Origin of the sequence: Nocardia rhizosphaerae, from assembly GCF_042650365.1 — a bacterium.
In the GTDB taxonomy this organism is placed as follows: Bacteria; Actinomycetota; Actinomycetes; order Mycobacteriales; family Mycobacteriaceae; genus Nocardia; species Nocardia rhizosphaerae.
Genome location: NZ_JBHSBA010000004.1, coordinates 46,112 through 61,310, shown reverse-complemented (window position 1 = coordinate 61,310; position 15,199 = coordinate 46,112). Strand labels below are relative to the sequence as shown.

At 68.9% G+C, this 15,199-nt stretch carries 15 protein-coding genes and 1 rRNA gene; 3 read left to right on the top strand and 13 right to left on the bottom strand.

Annotation, left to right across the window (positions count from 1 at the left end; all coding sequences use genetic code 11):
• Positions 1-310, bottom strand: a 16S ribosomal RNA gene (locus ACFOW8_RS09670); the annotation flags it as partial.
• Positions 311-977: 667 nt separating this feature from the next.
• Between ACFOW8_RS09670 and ACFOW8_RS09665 the strand changes: the two genes are divergently transcribed.
• Positions 978-1,466, top strand: a complete 489-nt coding sequence (locus tag ACFOW8_RS09665) for a MarR family winged helix-turn-helix transcriptional regulator (RefSeq protein ID WP_378548833.1) — start codon at positions 978-980, stop codon at positions 1,464-1,466.
• Between the two features lie 57 nt (positions 1,467-1,523).
• Here the strand turns inward: ACFOW8_RS09665 and ACFOW8_RS09660 are convergent, their stop codons facing one another.
• Entirely contained in the window at positions 1,524-1,931 is a 408-nt protein-coding gene (locus ACFOW8_RS09660) for a DUF7144 family membrane protein (protein WP_378548830.1), read from the bottom strand.
• Positions 1,932-2,010: 79 nt separating this feature from the next.
• Positions 2,011-3,507 carry a flavin-containing monooxygenase gene (locus ACFOW8_RS09655; RefSeq protein ID WP_378548828.1) on the bottom strand — a complete coding sequence of 499 codons (1,497 nt, stop codon included), beginning with the start codon at positions 3,505-3,507 and terminating at the stop codon, positions 2,011-2,013.
• Positions 3,508-3,545: 38 nt separating this feature from the next.
• Here ACFOW8_RS09655 and ACFOW8_RS09650 point away from each other — a divergent pair, with 38 nt between their 5' ends.
• Complete coding sequence (locus ACFOW8_RS09650; protein WP_378548825.1) at positions 3,546-4,118, top strand: YdcF family protein; 573 nt, start codon at positions 3,546-3,548, stop codon at positions 4,116-4,118.
• Positions 4,119-4,168: 50 nt separating this feature from the next.
• On the top strand, positions 4,169-4,894 hold the full coding sequence (locus ACFOW8_RS09645; RefSeq protein ID WP_378548822.1) for a VIT1/CCC1 transporter family protein: 726 nt from the start codon (positions 4,169-4,171) through the stop codon (positions 4,892-4,894).
• A gap of 4 nt (positions 4,895-4,898) precedes the next feature.
• Here ACFOW8_RS09645 and ACFOW8_RS09640 read toward each other — a convergent pair whose 3' ends face one another.
• The 10 genes from ACFOW8_RS09640 to ACFOW8_RS09595 all read right to left on the bottom strand — a co-directional run bounded on the left by ACFOW8_RS09640 (position 4,899) and on the right by ACFOW8_RS09595 (position 15,149).
• Positions 4,899-6,473 carry a Na+/H+ antiporter gene (locus tag ACFOW8_RS09640; protein WP_378548819.1) on the bottom strand — a complete coding sequence of 525 codons (1,575 nt, stop codon included), beginning with the start codon at positions 6,471-6,473 and terminating at the stop codon, positions 4,899-4,901.
• Between the two features lie 162 nt (positions 6,474-6,635).
• Positions 6,636-7,184: a hypothetical protein gene (locus ACFOW8_RS09635; protein ID WP_378548816.1), complete on the bottom strand. Its 549-nt coding sequence runs from the start codon at positions 7,182-7,184 to the stop codon at positions 6,636-6,638.
• 131 nt (positions 7,185-7,315) lie between these two features.
• On the bottom strand, positions 7,316-8,278 hold the full coding sequence (locus ACFOW8_RS09630; protein WP_378548813.1) for an MlaD family protein: 963 nt from the start codon (positions 8,276-8,278) through the stop codon (positions 7,316-7,318).
• Positions 8,275-9,324, bottom strand: coding sequence for an MlaD family protein (locus ACFOW8_RS09625; protein ID WP_378548810.1), 1,050 nt, complete (start codon positions 9,322-9,324; stop codon positions 8,275-8,277). The genes ACFOW8_RS09630 and ACFOW8_RS09625 overlap by 4 nt, the downstream gene beginning before the upstream one ends.
• Positions 9,321-10,409, bottom strand: a complete 1,089-nt coding sequence (locus tag ACFOW8_RS09620; protein WP_378548807.1) for an MlaD family protein — start codon at positions 10,407-10,409, stop codon at positions 9,321-9,323. Before ACFOW8_RS09620 ends, ACFOW8_RS09625 begins: the two co-directional genes overlap by 4 nt.
• The gene (locus tag ACFOW8_RS09615) at positions 10,409-11,410 is read right to left on the bottom strand and encodes an MlaD family protein (RefSeq protein ID WP_378548804.1); all 1,002 of its coding nucleotides are present in this window, start codon (positions 11,408-11,410) and stop codon (positions 10,409-10,411) included. The genes ACFOW8_RS09620 and ACFOW8_RS09615 overlap by 1 nt, the downstream gene beginning before the upstream one ends.
• Positions 11,398-12,402 carry an MlaD family protein gene (locus tag ACFOW8_RS09610; protein ID WP_378548801.1) on the bottom strand — a complete coding sequence of 335 codons (1,005 nt, stop codon included), beginning with the start codon at positions 12,400-12,402 and terminating at the stop codon, positions 11,398-11,400. Before ACFOW8_RS09610 ends, ACFOW8_RS09615 begins: the two co-directional genes overlap by 13 nt.
• On the bottom strand, positions 12,402-13,433 hold the full coding sequence (locus ACFOW8_RS09605) for an MlaD family protein (protein WP_378548798.1): 1,032 nt from the start codon (positions 13,431-13,433) through the stop codon (positions 12,402-12,404). The genes ACFOW8_RS09610 and ACFOW8_RS09605 overlap by 1 nt, the downstream gene beginning before the upstream one ends.
• A 4-nt stretch (positions 13,434-13,437) precedes the next feature.
• Positions 13,438-14,304: an MlaE family ABC transporter permease gene (locus ACFOW8_RS09600; RefSeq protein WP_378548796.1), complete on the bottom strand. Its 867-nt coding sequence runs from the start codon at positions 14,302-14,304 to the stop codon at positions 13,438-13,440.
• Positions 14,304-15,149: an MlaE family ABC transporter permease gene (locus tag ACFOW8_RS09595; protein WP_378548793.1), complete on the bottom strand. Its 846-nt coding sequence runs from the start codon at positions 15,147-15,149 to the stop codon at positions 14,304-14,306. Before ACFOW8_RS09595 ends, ACFOW8_RS09600 begins: the two co-directional genes overlap by 1 nt.
• Between the last annotated feature and the right edge of the window lie 50 nt (positions 15,150-15,199).

Here is a 15,199-nt window from a genome sequence, read left to right as displayed (position 1 = left end):
CAGTGTGGCCGGTCGCCCTCTCAGGCCGGCTACCCGTCGTCGCCTTGGTAGGCCATTACCCCACCAACAAGCTGATAGGCCGCGGGCCCATCCTGTACCGATAAATCTTTCCACCAACCCCCATGCGAGAGAAGGTCATATCCGGTATTAGACCCAGTTTCCCAGGCTTATCCCGAAGTACAGGGCAGATCACCCACGTGTTACTCACCCGTTCGCCGCTCGTGTACCCCGAAGGGCCTTACCGCTCGACTTGCATGTGTTAAGCACGCCGCCAGCGTTCGTCCTGAGCCAGGATCAAACTCTCCGTTGAAGACTCTCGAAACACCCACAAAAGGGGCGAATCAGAACAATCAAAAGACTAGAGTCCGAAAACCTAGCAAAACCGAACACCAGCAAAAAGATTCGCTGTTGTTCAAAAATGTCCAACTTCCCAACCGGGGGGTATGAGAAGCGGAACCAATAAAAATATTGGCACTGACATTCATCGACACACTATTGAGTTCTCAAAGAACACACGCACAAGCAGAACACCCACAACTATTCGCAGGGGGTTCCGCAGGGCAACTGTTCCAACCTAGCGCAGACAACCGCACCGAAGCAAGTTCGGTAGAAGTGGTACTGGCCAGATGATTGCCAGGCGCTCGGCGGACTGTGTCCGTGTCGCTCTGACTCGAAATAAGTTACGCAGCCGCGAACGGGAAGTCAAATCGCCTGGACGGCTCGGCGTTTCCGCAGGTCAGGGGTGTGTAGCCGGCGAGATCGGGCGTGCTCGGCCGTCGCGACAAGCGACCCAACCGTGCCGCCGCACTGTGGCGACCAGCTGGCAATTGATCATTCGTCCAGCTCGAGTTCGATCTTCTATATGCCGTTTACCTGGTGACATGATGCTCGACACGTGGACATGCCACCGCGCCCGATATACAGTTTGCGCACCGTCAGCAATTTTCTGGTTAACCGTCGGGTGGAAGGAGGCCGAGGTGACGGACGATCTCGACTCGGTCGAGCGCCGTGCGTGGAGCGCGGTGGTCACCCTGGCGATGCGGGTGCCGAGTGCGCTCGACTCCCGGCTGCAGCGCGAGTTCGGGATGACCCACTTCGAGTACCGGGTCATGACGTTGCTGAGGGAGGCACCTGAGCACCGAATGCGGCTGAGCACGCTCGCGGAGCGGGGGCACGGTTCCATCTCCCGGCTCTCCCATGTGGTGTCCAAGCTGGAGCGGGTGGGCTGGGTCCGGCGGGAAGCGGCCGAATCGGGGCGCGGGGTCGACGCGGTTCTCACCGCTGGCGGGCTGGCCAAGGTCACCGAGGCGATGCCGGACTACCTGGTCGCGGTGCGGCGGCTGGTGCTGGACGGGCTGGACGCGCCGCAGAAGGCCGAGCTGGCGCTGCTCGGCGAGCGCCTGTCCGAGCACCTCGTCGGTACCCTGCGCGAGGCCGACACCGCCGAGCCACCACTCGGCTACTGACACGACGCTGTCGCCCCGAACCGGCCCGGGGCGACAGCGTCAACGGAGCGGCGGCGCTCAGGCGTCGTTCGGACGCCAGGTGGCAACCGCCCAGATCACGACCACATCGAGCACGATCACCAGGATCGACCACCACGGGTAGTACGGCAGCCACAGGAAGTTCGCCACGATCGACAGCGCCGCGATCACCATGGCCGCCACCCGGCCCCAGGTCTGCCCGGCCAGCAGACCGATCGCGATGATCACCGCGATCGCGCCGAAGACGATATGCCACCACCCCCAGGCGGTGAGGTCGAACTGGTAGAGGTACTCGGGGCCGACGACGATCAGATCGTCTTTGGCGACCGCCGAGATTCCCTGGAGGATCTGCAGGACACCCACCACGGCCAGGATGATTCCGGCGCCGATGGAAGTGCCCGCCGCGATACCTTCGCGGACTGGATGCTGATTCTGGTTCGTCGTCATCGCTCGGCCTTTCCCTCACGTCAACCGACGTGCCACCACGGCACATACCGACGGTAGGGAAGCGGACCGACCGCGCGCCTCACCCGTTGCGGGTGAACTCGCCGACCCGTTCGACCCTGCGCAGGGTCTTGCCGAGGTCGGTCCGCAGGGTGAACAGTGCGTCGAGCAGATAGTTCTGCCGCACCCGCCACGGATGCCGGTCGCCCTGACGCGGGAACGCGGCGATCGAGCGCTGGATATAACCCGCGTTCAGATCGAGCAGCGGCCGCTTGCCGAGCGTGCCCTTCGGATCGGGGACCACCGCGACGGCGCCGGTGCGGTCGAGGTGGGCGAGCACCTTGCAGACCAGGCGCGAGGTGAGGTCGGCCCGCAGCGTCCACGAGGCGTTGGTGTAGCCGACGCAGATCGCGAAGTTGGGCAGGCCGGTGAGCATGGCACCCTGCCAGACGAACTGTTCGGAGAGCTCGACCGGGTTGCCGTCCACCGACGGCGCGATACCCCCGAACGCGAGCAACCGCAGGCCGGTGGCGGTGACGACGATGTCGGCAGGCAGCACTTTGCCCGATTCCAGGCGAATGCCCTCGGGGACGAACTCCGCGATCCGGTCGGTGACCACGGTGGCCTTGCCCTTCTTCATGGCCTTGAAGAAGTCGGCGTCCGGGGCGGCGCACAGGCGCTGATCCCACGGGTCGTAGTCGGGGGTGAAGTGCTCGGCGACCAGACGTTCGTCCTTCAGGATGCGGGTGGCCAGGCCGGTCAGCAGCTTGCGCGCGGCGGCGGGCCGACGACGGCAGTACTGGTAGAAGCCGATGTTGAACAGGATGTTCTTGGTGCGGATCACCCGGTGCGCGAGGCCGGCGGGCAGCAGTTCGCGGATCTTGTCGGCCTGTTTATCGCGGCCGGGGACGGCGCTGATCCAGCTGGGGGTGCGCTGCAGCATGGTGACGTGCTCGGCCTCGGCGGCCAGCGATGGCACCAGCGTGACCGCGGTAGCGCCGCTGCCGATGACGACGATCCGCTTGTCGCGCACATCCAGCTCGGCGGGCCAGAACTGCGGGTGCACGACGGTGCCCGCGAAGTCGGCGCGGCCGGCGAACTCCGGGTCGTGCGGCTGCTGGTAGTCGTAGTATCCGGCGCAGGTGTAGAGGAACCCGCAGGTCAGGGTGCTCAGCTCGGGGCCGTCTTCACCCTCGTGGGCGATGGTGAGCCGCCAGTGCCCCTGCGCGGAAGACCAGTCGGCGCCGATCACCCGCGACCCGAATCGGATCCGCCGGTCGATCCCGTTCTCCTCGGCGGTCTCGCGGATGTAGTCCAGGATCGACGCCCCGTCGGCGATGGACTTGGCGGCGCGCCACGGCTTGAACGGGTAGCCGAGGGTGAACATATCCGAATCGGAGCGGATGCCCGGGTAGCGGAACAGGTCCCAGGTCCCGCCGAGCGTGGCGCGGGCCTCGAGGATGGCGTAGCTGCGGTGCGGGTGGTCGGTTTGCAGCCGGTAGGCGGCCCCGATGCCGGACAGTCCGGCGCCGACGATGACGACGTCGAGGTGTTCGGGGGCAACGGCGGAGTCGGTCATGTGCTCCAGTGTGCCGTGTCTGGCCTATCCTCGATGCAGTGTCGATCTTTCGCCGGGCGGGCTGGACGCTCGTCGGCGTCTTCGTCCTCACCGTGGCCGCGGCGGTGGCGGGCCGGCCGGTGTTCGTCGATCCGCAACTCGACCCGCTGCGCAGGGCCGATGTGATCGTCGTCCTGGGCGGCACCCCCTACGAGCGCTTCGACCTCGGGATCGAGCTCGCCCAGCGTGGCTATGCCCCCGAGGTGCTGATCTCCCAGTCCACCGGTGCCGACGATCCGATGATGGACAAGTATTGCGGCGGGCGGTTCGCCTTCCGTGTCTCGTGCTTCGTGCCGGAGCCGTGGAGCACCGACGGCGAGGCACGCGAAATCGCCCGGCGGGCCGAAATCTACGGCTGGCGCCACATCATCGTGGTCACCTTCACCCCGCACATCTCGCGCGCCCGCTACATCATCGGGCAGTGCTTCGACGGCGAGATCACCATGGTCGCCAGTCCCACCGAATCCGGCCTGGAGTTCTGGTCATGGATGTATGTGCGCCAATCCGCCGGATACGTCAAGGCTTTCGTGAACCAGCATTGCGCGGAACCCGGCACGAAGTCCGGCGGCTGATCTCAGCGCGGCGCGAGCCGAATCCGCCCGTATCCGATTAAGCTGGCCGGGTGCAGGATTCGTCATCGGCCAACCATCCGCACGAACCCCACGCGGAGGGACTCGCGTCCCGGCTGAACTGGTTGCGCGCCGGAGTGCTCGGCGCCAACGACGGGATCGTGTCCACCGCGGGCCTCGTCGTCGGTGTCGCCGCGACCACCGACAACCCGAGCACGATCCTGGCCGCCGGCGTGGCCGGCCTCGTCGCGGGCGCGATCTCGATGGCCGCGGGCGAGTACGTCTCGGTGAGTACCCAGCGCGACTCCGAGCGGGCACTGCTGGCCACGGAGCGCATGGAGCTGGCCACCTACCCGGACTACGAACTGACCGAGCTGACCGAGATCTATCAGGCGAAGGGCTTGAGCCCGGCGACCGCGCGCCAGGTCGCCGAGGAGCTGACCGCGCACGACGCGTTCGCCGCGCACGCCGAGGCCGAACTGCGACTCGATCCCGACGAGCTGACCAACCCGTGGGCCGCGGCCGCGTCCTCGGCGGTGGCGTTCACCTGCGGCGCGCTGCTGCCGCTGGTGGCGATCGTAGTGCCGCCCGCGCAGTGGCGGGTGCCGGTGACCTTCGCCGCGGTACTGCTCGCGCTGGCGCTGACCGGGTCGGTGAGCGCGCGGCTCGGCGGCAGCAGGCGCAGTAGAGCCGTACTGCGGGTGGTAATCGGCGGTGCGCTGGCCATGGCGATCACCTATGCCGTCGGCACCGTGACCGATACCGTCGTCGGCGGGTGAGCGGTCAGCGCGTCGGGCCGAGGTCGAGCCTGCGGGTGACCCGGTCGACCACCTCGGGCGGCATCCCCGGCTCCCTGCGCGCGGCGAGCGCCTCGCGGCGGCCCGCCTCGACAACGGCGGCCCTGACCGCACCCATCTGCGCGGCGAACTTGCGTTCGATGTCGAGCGCGGCCTTGGCGTCGGCGTCGGCCGCCTCCGGGTCGGCCTTCGCCGAGATCTGCCGCAGCCGGTCCCTGAGCTCGTCGTAGACGTCGGCGGGCAGCGCGTCGCGGGCCGCGATCCGCTCCAGCTCGGCTAGCTCGGCGTGCATGACCCTGGTCCACAGCTGTCTCTCGACCTCGCGTTCCCGCCTGGTGTCGGCGTGCACGCCGGTGAGCCGGACGATCAGCGGCAACGTCGGGCCCTGCACGAGCAGGGTGAACAGCACCACCGCGAAGGCGATGAACAGGATCTGCGAGCGCGCGGGGAAATCGGCGCCGGAGGCGATCGTGAACGGCACGGCCAGCGCCAGCGCCACCGTCGCGACGCCGCGCATTCCCGCCCACCAGGTGACGACCACCTCCCGCCAGGTGAACGCGTCGTCGGCGGAGCGCCGCAGCTGCCCGCCGAGCGCCAGCGTGGCAAGCAGCCAGACCAGCCGCAGCAGCACGACGACCGCGATCACGGTCGCGGTGACGCCCGCCAGCGCCGCCCAGTCCGGGCCGACCGCGGCCAGGACGACGCGCAGTTCCAGCCCGATCAGCGCGAACGCGAAGCCGGTGATGAGCATCTCGGCGATATCCCAGAACGCGTCGGCCACCAGCCGGTACTCGCGGTCGCCGATCTCGGTGACCGCATCGGTCAGATACAGCGCGCACACCAGTACCGCGAGCACCGCCGAGCCTGCCCAGTGCTCGGCGACCCCGTAGGCGACGAACGGCAGCAGCAGGCTGAGCGCCACCTGGCAGGTGGCGTTGTCGAGGTAGCGGGTGAGCCTGCTGCCGAGCCAGCCGAGCAGCAGACCGACGCCGAGCCCGACCACGGCGGCCACGACGAACTCGCCGAGCGCGTGCCACGGCGAGAACAGCCCGGTCACCACCGCCTGGATGCCGACGGTGTAGATGACGATCGCGGTGACGTCGTTGAACAGGCCTTCGCCGCCGAGGGTGACGATGAGCCTGCGCGGCAGCCCGAGCCTGCCCGCCATCGAGGTGGCGGCGACCGGGTCGGGCGGGGCGACCAGCGCGCCGAGCACCAGCCCCGCCGCGACCGCGGTCGCCGGGTTCCAGGCGTGGAACACCGCGGCGACCGCGATCGCGGTGACAATCACCAGCCCGACCGCGCGCAACGCGATGATCTGCCAGTTCTCGGCGAACTGGCGCCACGAGGTGCGCCGGGCGGCGGCGTAGAGCAGCGGCGGCAGGACAAGCGGGAGAATGAGTTCGGGCGGGATGTTCAGGCTCGGCACCGCCGGGATCAGCGCCAGCAGGCAGCCGAAGACCGTCATCAGGATCGACGGCGCCACGCCGGTCCGCCCGCCGAGCGGCTCGGCGAGCACCGCGGCGAGCAGGATCACCAGAGTGAGCACCAGCTGGTCCATGGGCGAAAGTCTCACCGACCGCGGCGGCCATCGGGCCGTCGACGCGCCGATACGCGGCCGACCGAGGACCGCGCATCCCACGACTTGGCACCGGGCCGGTGCCCACCGGCAGATCTCGCACCGCCCCGCCGCGCACATCCCGGCTCGGGAACTATGCGCAGGTCAGGGCAGGACAGCAGCCGCGGGCGGAAGCACGATCGGCGGCAGCGGGAACGGCAGCTGGATGACCGGAGGTGGTGGCGGCGCGGGGGGCGGCGGCGCCGGAACCGGGATGATCTCCGGCTCGGGTTCCGGCGGGGGCGGCGGCGGGACATACACCGGCGGCGGCGGTTCGTAGACCGGGGGCGGTGGTTCGTAGACCGGTACGGGTTCCGGGGGCGGTGGGGGCGGCGGCGCGGGGGCGGGCGGGACGGCCGCATCCGGAGTGGTCACTGTGCAGGTCCAGGCGCCGTCGTCGACCTGCCAGTGCGCGACGATGCCGCCCGCCGAGCAGTTGCCGCCGACCCGGCGCGCCGGCCACGGCGGGGCGAATCCCACCGGCTGATCGGCGTACCCGTCCGAGGTCGGCGTGCCGACGCCGTTCTCGTCGAGCTTGTCGTTCTCGTCACCCTGGTTCGCCCGCATGATCAGGCCGAGCGCGACGACCAGCGCGAGCAGCGCGGCCAGTACCGCCGCGATCGCGATCACCCGGGTTCTGCTGCTCTCTGCCATCGCACCGCCTTCGCCCGCGGACATGGACCTCCCCTGTCCAGCAGGCTACCGCACGGTTGCTCTTCGGCCGGTCCGGTCGAGCAGACTGCCCTGGCCAGGGCGCATACGTATATTCGGCGGTTGCCGGATGTTTACTTGATCGCGACCCTGACCTTGATCGCGTCGGCGTCGGTGTTGTGCAGGGCCTGCGCGATCAGGGTGCTCAGATCCAGCTGGGGACCGGTGGCGGTGATCGACTCGGTCAGTGGCCGCAGGCCGGGCAGCAGAGCCGACAGCTCGGGGCCGATCTCGTTCAGCTCGGCCGTGAGCTCCTCGAGGAAGGGCACGAGGCCACCGTCGCGCAGGTACATCTCCGGGTCGCCCCCGCCGGCGGCAGTGGCCCGGCCGACCGATTCGACGAACTCGTCGATCACCTGACTCAGCCGCACGAACGCGGGCGCGGCCGCCGAGGTGGCCGGTCCGGCCCAGGCGATATCGCCGGAAACGTACTCGAAGTTGTTCTGCAGTTCGGCGATCGCGGGCGCGCGACTCATGATCGCGGCGGCCAGCAGGTCACCGGCGCGCGCCAGTTCGGGGATGACGTTCTCGGTCCCGGTCATGGCCTGGCCGAGCGTGTCGACCAGCGAACCGACGACCGCGGGGTCGAGCTGCTCCACTGTCTTGGTGACCAGCCGCGCGACCTCGGGAATCGATATCGGGGTCCGCACGTTCTCCCCCGCCAGCCGTTGCCCGTCGCTCAGGTACGGTCCAGCACCGTCGCGCGGCACGAACTGCACGTACGGCTCACCGAGCGAGGACAGGTGCTCGACGGTGACGACGCTGCTCATCGGCACCTTGTGCTCGGCGCCGAACCGGAAACCGACCTCGACACCGCCGGTCGCCGCGGTGGCGACGGCGGTGACCTCGCCGATCTCGATCCCGGTCAGCAGGATCGGCGAGCCGACGCTGAGGCCGCCGGAGTCGGCCAGCTCGATCGAGGCCTCGGTGAAGTCGGCGAACGGGTCGACCCGCACCACGCCGAAGGTCAGATAGCTCGCGCCGAGCACGGTGATGGCGGCGATGCCGCCGAGCGAGGCAAGGGCACCGGTCTTCATCGCACCATTCCGATCATCCGCAGCGCGGTGACGATCTGCTCGATCTGCTCGTCCTCGGACACCCGAACGCCGGTGACGTTCACCTTCGGTCCGCGCTCGGCGAAGGGAATCACCTTGTCCCGCAGCAGCGCCGTGAGCAGCGCCATGTTCGTGGACGAGCGCAGGTCGGCCGAGCCGCCGGTGGCCAGCGGCAGGAACGCGGTCGCGGCCGCGTCGCCCGCGCCCGCGATCGGAGCGAGCCAGGTCAGCGAGGAACCGACCGGGCCTAGCGCCTGGAAGATGGTCATCGTCCTGGCGATCGAGTCCTGGGTACCCGACAGCGACCGGACGGCCTCCGGCGTGAGGATGTTCGTGAGTTCCGCTTCGATGCCGACCATCACCTCGGCATTGGACGCGAGGCCGTTGACCAGCAGGTCGATCTGGTCCAGGTTGGCGGCCAGATCGGCGGCGTCGGCACCCATGACCGCCGAGATGCGCGCGGTCTCGGCCGGGTCGCGCGGCATCACCGAGTTCACCCGGCCGATCATCTCCTGCAACTGGCCGACGGCGCCGCCCTGCACGAACAGCGCCATGGTCGCCATGGTGTCCTCGAGCTGGACCGGGTTCTTCGTCTGGTCGATGCCGATGGTGCCGCCGTCGCGCAGCAGAGTGCCGAAGCCGTCGCGCGGGGTGGTCAACGCGACGTGGATGTCGCCGAGGATGGTGTCCTGGCGCAGCTCGGCGATGGTGCGCGCGGGCAGCTGCACCGACGCGCGGATGTCGGCGTCGACGATCACGTAGCCGCCGCGGCCCGCGGGCGCGTCGGCGGGCTGGACCACCCGGACATCGTCGACGGTGCCGATCTCGGCGCCGTTGGCGATCACCTTGGATTTCGCGGGCAGGTTCAGCGCGCTGCTGAACTCGATGTGCACCCGGTAGGTGGGGCCGCTGACGGCGGAACCGGGCACCGGCACGTCGGCGGGGTCGAAGCCGCAGCCGCCGACCGCGAGACCGGCCACGACCACCAGCGCGATCACACCGCGCCGCATACTCTTTCGCCTGATCATCGGGCACCTGCCGTTCCCAGCACCAGCTGGACGAGGTTCACATCGGTCAGCCCGAGCGCCGGGTCCTGGCACTGCCCGGGAACCGCCGCGTTCACCGCGGCGCACACCTGGTCGGCCTCGGTGGCGGGCAGCGCCACCTTCGGCGGGGCGTAGGTGATCGTCGTGCCGCCTGCCACGCTCTGGAACGCCGAGGTCAGGGCGGGCATCTTCAGCACCACCTCGCGCAGCGAACCGACGTCGGCGCGCAGCAACTTCACCAGCCCGACGGTGCTGTCGAGCGCCCCGAGCAGCGGGTCACCCAGGATGACGGTGAGGTCGTTGAGCATCGGCAGCAGCTCGCCGAGACCGTCGAACAGCGAGGTCGCCGGGCCGAGCAGATCGTCGGAGGCTTGGTTCAGCAGCGGCGCCAGCCGGACCAGCATCGTTTGCAGGTCGCCCCAGTTGGCGGCGACGCGATTCGAGACCGAGGCGAAGGCGTCGAAAAGCCCCGCCAGATGGCCGATGTCGGCGTCGGGCTGGTTCATGGCCGAACCGAGTTTGTGCACCAGCTCGTTGACCGTCGGGCCGACGCCCTGGGTGGCCCGGTCCAGCGAGGCCAGGCCGTCGACGAGCGCGGTCGGCTGGCCCGCTTCGGCGCCGGAGAGCTGTTCGGACAGGCTCGCCAGCGCGGTGAGGGTTTCGGTGATGCTCTTGGGCGTCAGTGTCTTGGTGATGCACGCGTCACCGAGCGGGGTGGTGTCCTCGCCGGTGGTGAGAACGGCCAGATTGCGGTCGGCGGCAACGGAATACGCCACGGTGGTCGCGGAAGCGTCGGCGTGGACCGGATATTCGGCGTCGACTTCGAATTCGACCCGCACCTTGGCGCCCTCGTTGCGCACCGCGGTCACCGCGCCGACATCGATGCCGCGCATGGTGACGTGATTGCCCGGGTAGAGGCCGATCGCGTCGGGCATGAGCGCGCAATAGGATTCGGTCTTCTTCAGCGGATCGAAGGCGACGAAGTAGCCGCCGATCACCAGCGCCACCAGCACGGCGACCCCGGCGATCGACATGAACGCCTGCGAGGCGAGCAATCGTTTCAGCATCAGCACGCCTTCCCCGGCAGCGGCACACACACATCGGACTGGTCGACCACGATCCCGGCCTCGGGGGTGGCCAGCTCGGCGAGCTTGGCCTGCAGGCTCGACACGGTCGCGAGCAGCGGCGCGAACCGGCCCTCGAGTTCGCGGATCCGTGGGAGCGCGTCGGCCAGTGCCCGCGCCTGCGGTTTCAGGGTGGATTCCCAGCTCGGTGCCAGCGTGGCGAGCCGGTTCACCACCGAGGTCAGGAGCCGGACCGCTTCGGCCAGTTCGGCTTTGCGGCCCAGCAGCACGTCCTCGAGCAGGTTCACGTTGTCCATCAGTCTGCCGAGATCGGACTTGGCGCCGTCGTACATGGAGACGTACTCGTCGAGGATCGCGATCGAGGTCGACACCTGGGAGCGCTGCCGGTCGAGCATGTCGACGTACTTGCCGACGGTGTCGAGAGTGGTGCGCAGGGCCTCCGGCGAGGATTCGATGGCGGAGCTCGCGGCGGCCAGGTTCTCGCGCACGGTGTCACCGTCGACGGCGGCGAGTGGAGTGGTGGCGTCCTGGAAGGTCTCGATCAGACTGTAGGGCAGGCGGATCCGGTCGGCGGGGATGGGCTCCTCGCCGAGCGGCCGGGAGCCCGCCGGGTACAGCGCGACGTAGTGGCCGCCGACCACGGTGAGCATCCTGATGTCGAGCGAGGTCTGGTCACCGACGAAAACGTCGCGGTCGACGGTGAACTCCATGACCACCTTGTCCGGCTTCAGTGCCAGCGAGGTGACGCTGCCGACCGAGATACCGGCCAGCCGCACATCGTCGCCCTCGCGCACCGACTGCGCCTCGGCGAGTTCGGCGGTGTAGGTGTGCTTGCCGAACGGCACCACGTAGACGATGCCCGCGCCGACGATGAACAGCACGACCAAGCTCAGGCCGATGATGCCCATGCGCAGTTCACGGGCACGCTTGGTCGCCTCGTCCATGATCGGGCGATCGCCCGAGAAGAGCCTCAGCCGTTGCATATCGTCACCTTCTGTCCGGCGATCAGCACCTGCAGCGGCGCGGGCACCTCGGCGGCTCCGTTGCTGCAGTGCGGCGTGAAGTCGGTGAAATCGCGCGAAAGCGAGGCGTCGACGGTGGCCAGCAGACCGGGCAGGCGCACGAACACGTCGACCGCTTCCTGGGGGTTCGGGAACAGTCCGCGGATCATGGCGTCGACATCGGCGCCGCCGCCCTCGACGAGACCGAGTCCGGCCAGCAGCCGGTCGACCGGCGCGAGCACCGACGGCGCGGTAGCCGCGAACTGCGCGACACCGCCGATATTGCGCTGCATCGCCTCGAAGATGTCGGTGAGCCGGGCCAGCAGCGGCAGCAGGTAGCCGACCCGGCCGCCGTGCCGATCCCCCAGCGTCGACAGGTTGCGGATCAGGGTGTCGATCACCTGCTGGCGGTCTTGCGCGTAGCTCGCGAGCTCGTCGATCGCGGTGAGCGCGGGCCCGAGACCGCTGCCGTCACCCTCGATGACGGCGAGCATGCTGGCGGTGAACTGGTTGATCGCCTCCGGCGACAGCGTGGCCAGCACCGGCTTGAGTCCGCTGAACAGGCTGGTCACGTCGAAGGACGGGACGGTCATATCCGCACCGATTCTCGCGCCCGCCGGGATCGGCGTGCCCGGGTTGGGCGCCTGCTGCAGGTCGATATAGCGCTGACCGGTGAGATTCTGGTATCGGATGGCCAACTTGCTGTTGTCGTAGATCGGGGTGTCGGTCTTCACCGTGAGCGACACTTTGGCCTTGTCGCCTTCCAGCCCGATCTTCTCGATCTTGCCGACCTGGACCCCGAACATCCGCACGTCGTTGCCGACCTTGAGGCCGTTGGCATCGGTGAACAGCGCGTCGTGTGCCACGGTGTCACCGGCGACCGGCCGCTTGATCAGGGTGAAGACGAGCCCGAGCACGGCCAGCATGACCAGCGCGAACACACCGAGCCGCAGGGCGACACCACCGACCTTCATCAGGCACCGGCCTTTCCGAACAGCGGCACCGCGATGGCGGGCACGCCGCTGAGCTCGACGTCGAGGTTCAGGACAGGGCCGTCCGGGCCGTCGGGCATGGCGCCGCGCAGATTGGTCAGCAGCGCCCGCAGATCGGCGCCGGCCTGCCGGGAGTTGGGCGACATCTGGGCCAACGCGTACAGCATGGGGGCGAGCATGTCGGTGGTCTCGGCGAAGTGGCCGCCCGCGGTGCTCAGCGTGGTGGTCAGCGCGGGCAGGATGCTGCCGCCGATCACGCCGACGCCCATGTCGTAGCGGTCCTTGTCGACCTGGGTGATCTTGATTTCGCTGAGCCGGTCGAGCACCTGCATGGTGGCGCCCGCGAACTGGCCACCGCCCTCGAACGCGGGGCCGAGCCTGCCGAACAGCTCCGACGGCGCGACATCCTGATTGTCGGCGATGGTCTTCGCTACCGTGATCAGCGCCTGGACCAGCGGGGTGAAGGCCTTGAAGTCGGCGGCCAGCTGGGAGATCACGGTCGCCATCTGCGGGCTGGTCACGGTCATGCCGACCTGGGAGAGGCTGCGCAGGATCGCGCTCATCGTGGCGTCGTAGACCCGGCCCGCGTTGGCACCGGTGAAATCGAGAACCGTGCCCTCCCGCAGCGGGTTGCCGCCACCACCGCGCCGGAGCTCGATCTCGGCGATACCGAACAGGTTGGTCGGCGCGTAGTCGACAGCGAGGCTGTCGTCGATGCCGTGCAGCCGGTCGCCGTCGAGCAGCAGCGCGATCCGCTGGGTGCCGCGCTCGCCGGGGGTCACCTCGGCGACCTCGCCCACGGTCACCCCGTCGATGCGGACCTGGCTGCCCGCGCCGATCCCGTCGCCGAGCTGCTCGGTGTGCAGCGCGATCCGCAGTCCCTCCTCGGTGCGCAGGTTGCGATAGGCCACGGTGGCGAGCACGACAACGGCGATGAGGCCGAGGATGACCGCGCCGGTCCGGCGCGAGGTGCGCCGATCGGCGGCGACACCGGGCATTCCATAGTTAGGCACTAGCTCACCCCGTAAAACTGATCGCCGAGTTGAAGCCCCACAGCATGATCGACAGCACCATGTCGATGGCGACGATGGCCACCGAGCTGGCCCGCACCGCGCGACCGGACGCGATGCCGACCCCCTCCGGTCCGCCGGTGGCGAAGAAGCCGAAGTAGCTGTGCACCAGGATCACCACCGTGCCGAACACGGCGACCTTGATGACGGCGGCGATCATGTCGAAGCCGGAGACGAACTGGAAGAAGTAGTGGTCGTACACCCCGGCCGACTGTCCGTAGACCATGGTGAGCAGCCCGCGGCAGGCGGCGTAGGACAGGATCAGCGCGATCAGGAAGGTCGGCACGATGGCGATGGCGCCCGCGATGACGCGGGTGGTCACCACGAACGGCACCGAGCGCAGGCCGAGCGCCTCGATCGCGTCGATCTCCTCGGAGATGCGCATCGAGCCGATCTCGGCGGTGATCCGGCAGCCCGCCTGGGCGGCGAAGCCGATGGCGGCCGCGATCGGCGCGAGCTCACGGGTGGTGGCGTAGGCGGAGATGACGCCGGTCACCGGGCCCATGCCGAGCATGTCCAGCGAGGCGAAGGATTCGACGCCAACCGAGGCGCCCATCACCAGGCCGAGCACGATCATCATCGGGACGGTGCCGCCGCCGACGATGATCGAGCCGCGGCCCCAGGTCATGTCGGTGACCGCGCGCAGCGTCTCGTCGCGGTAGCGGCGCAGCGTCAGCGGCACCGAGGACAGCACCTGCCAGACGAACACAGCGATGAAGCCGAGCGATTCGCCTGCCGAGGCGACGCGCTTGCCGAGGCGCGCTGGGCCGCGCAGCCAGTGCAGTGAGGTGGGGAGATAGGAGGAGGCAGCCATCACGCCAGCTTCGTCGGGAGGAACATGGCGCTGATCTGCGTGCCGAGCAGGTTCACGATGGCGATCGAGACCACCGAGAGCACGACGGCCGCGTTCACCGCGTCGGCGACTCCGCGCGGTCCGCCCTTGGCTTCCAGCCCGCGCTGGCAGGCGATGACGACGACGAGGAAGCCGAAGATCAAGGCTTTGAGCAGCGACACCCACACGTCACCGACGGTGGCGAAGGACCCGAAGGTCGACCAGTAGCTGCCGGGGGTCACGCCCTGACCACCGACGGCGACCGCATAGCCGGCGATCACGCCGACGAAGATGATGAGCACATTGAGCATCGGGGCGACGATCAGCATGGCCGCCATCCGCGGGATCACCAGCCGGTGCACCGGGCTGATGCCCATGGTGTTGAGCGCGTCGATCTCCTCGCGGATGGTGCGCGCGCCCAGGTCGGCCGCGATCGCCGCCGCGCCGGCGCCACCGAGCAGGAAGCCGGTGGCGATGGGCGCGCCCTGCTTGATGACGCCGAGACCGCCGGTGGCGCCGAGCATCGAGTCCGCGCCGAGGCTGTGGATCAGATTGCCCACCTGCAGCGAGACGATCACGCCGAACGGGATCGCCATCAGGATCGCGGGGATCGCGGTGACCGTGATCAGCCGCCAGGCCTGGATGAGGGTCTCGCGCCACTGGAACTGACCGCGCGCGGCGTCGGTGACCGAGCCGGTGACCGATTCCTTGGCGAGATCGACGGCCCGCCCGAAGGTACGCAGGGACGACACGATGGTGTCGGTGAAATTCTTGCGGACGATCCGGGTGGCGGAATCCGGCTTCGCGGAGTGCAGATCGGTGGACATCAGCGATGCCCCCGGCCCGCTCGCGAAGCGCGGGGCATGGTGGTTTTCAT

Coding starts and splice junctions, on each gene's coding strand:
- ACFOW8_RS09660 (WP_378548830.1), bottom strand. CDS start 1,931: ATGACGACGAACCAGAATCAGCATCCAGTCCGCGAAGGTATCGCGGCG.
- ACFOW8_RS09655 (WP_378548828.1), bottom strand. CDS start 3,507: ATGACCGACTCCGCCGTTGCCCCCGAACACCTCGACGTCGTCATCGTC.
- ACFOW8_RS09640 (WP_378548819.1), bottom strand. CDS start 6,473: ATGGACCAGCTGGTGCTCACTCTGGTGATCCTGCTCGCCGCGGTGCTC.
- ACFOW8_RS09635 (WP_378548816.1), bottom strand. CDS start 7,184: ATGGCAGAGAGCAGCAGAACCCGGGTGATCGCGATCGCGGCGGTACTG.
- ACFOW8_RS09630 (WP_378548813.1), bottom strand. CDS start 8,278: ATGAAGACCGGTGCCCTTGCCTCGCTCGGCGGCATCGCCGCCATCACC.
- ACFOW8_RS09625 (WP_378548810.1), bottom strand. CDS start 9,324: ATGATCAGGCGAAAGAGTATGCGGCGCGGTGTGATCGCGCTGGTGGTC.
- ACFOW8_RS09620 (WP_378548807.1), bottom strand. CDS start 10,409: ATGCTGAAACGATTGCTCGCCTCGCAGGCGTTCATGTCGATCGCCGGG.
- ACFOW8_RS09615 (WP_378548804.1), bottom strand. CDS start 11,410: ATGCAACGGCTGAGGCTCTTCTCGGGCGATCGCCCGATCATGGACGAG.
- ACFOW8_RS09610 (WP_378548801.1), bottom strand. CDS start 12,402: ATGAAGGTCGGTGGTGTCGCCCTGCGGCTCGGTGTGTTCGCGCTGGTC.
- ACFOW8_RS09600 (WP_378548796.1), bottom strand. CDS start 14,304: ATGGCTGCCTCCTCCTATCTCCCCACCTCACTGCACTGGCTGCGCGGC.
- ACFOW8_RS09595 (WP_378548793.1), bottom strand. CDS start 15,149: ATGTCCACCGATCTGCACTCCGCGAAGCCGGATTCCGCCACCCGGATC.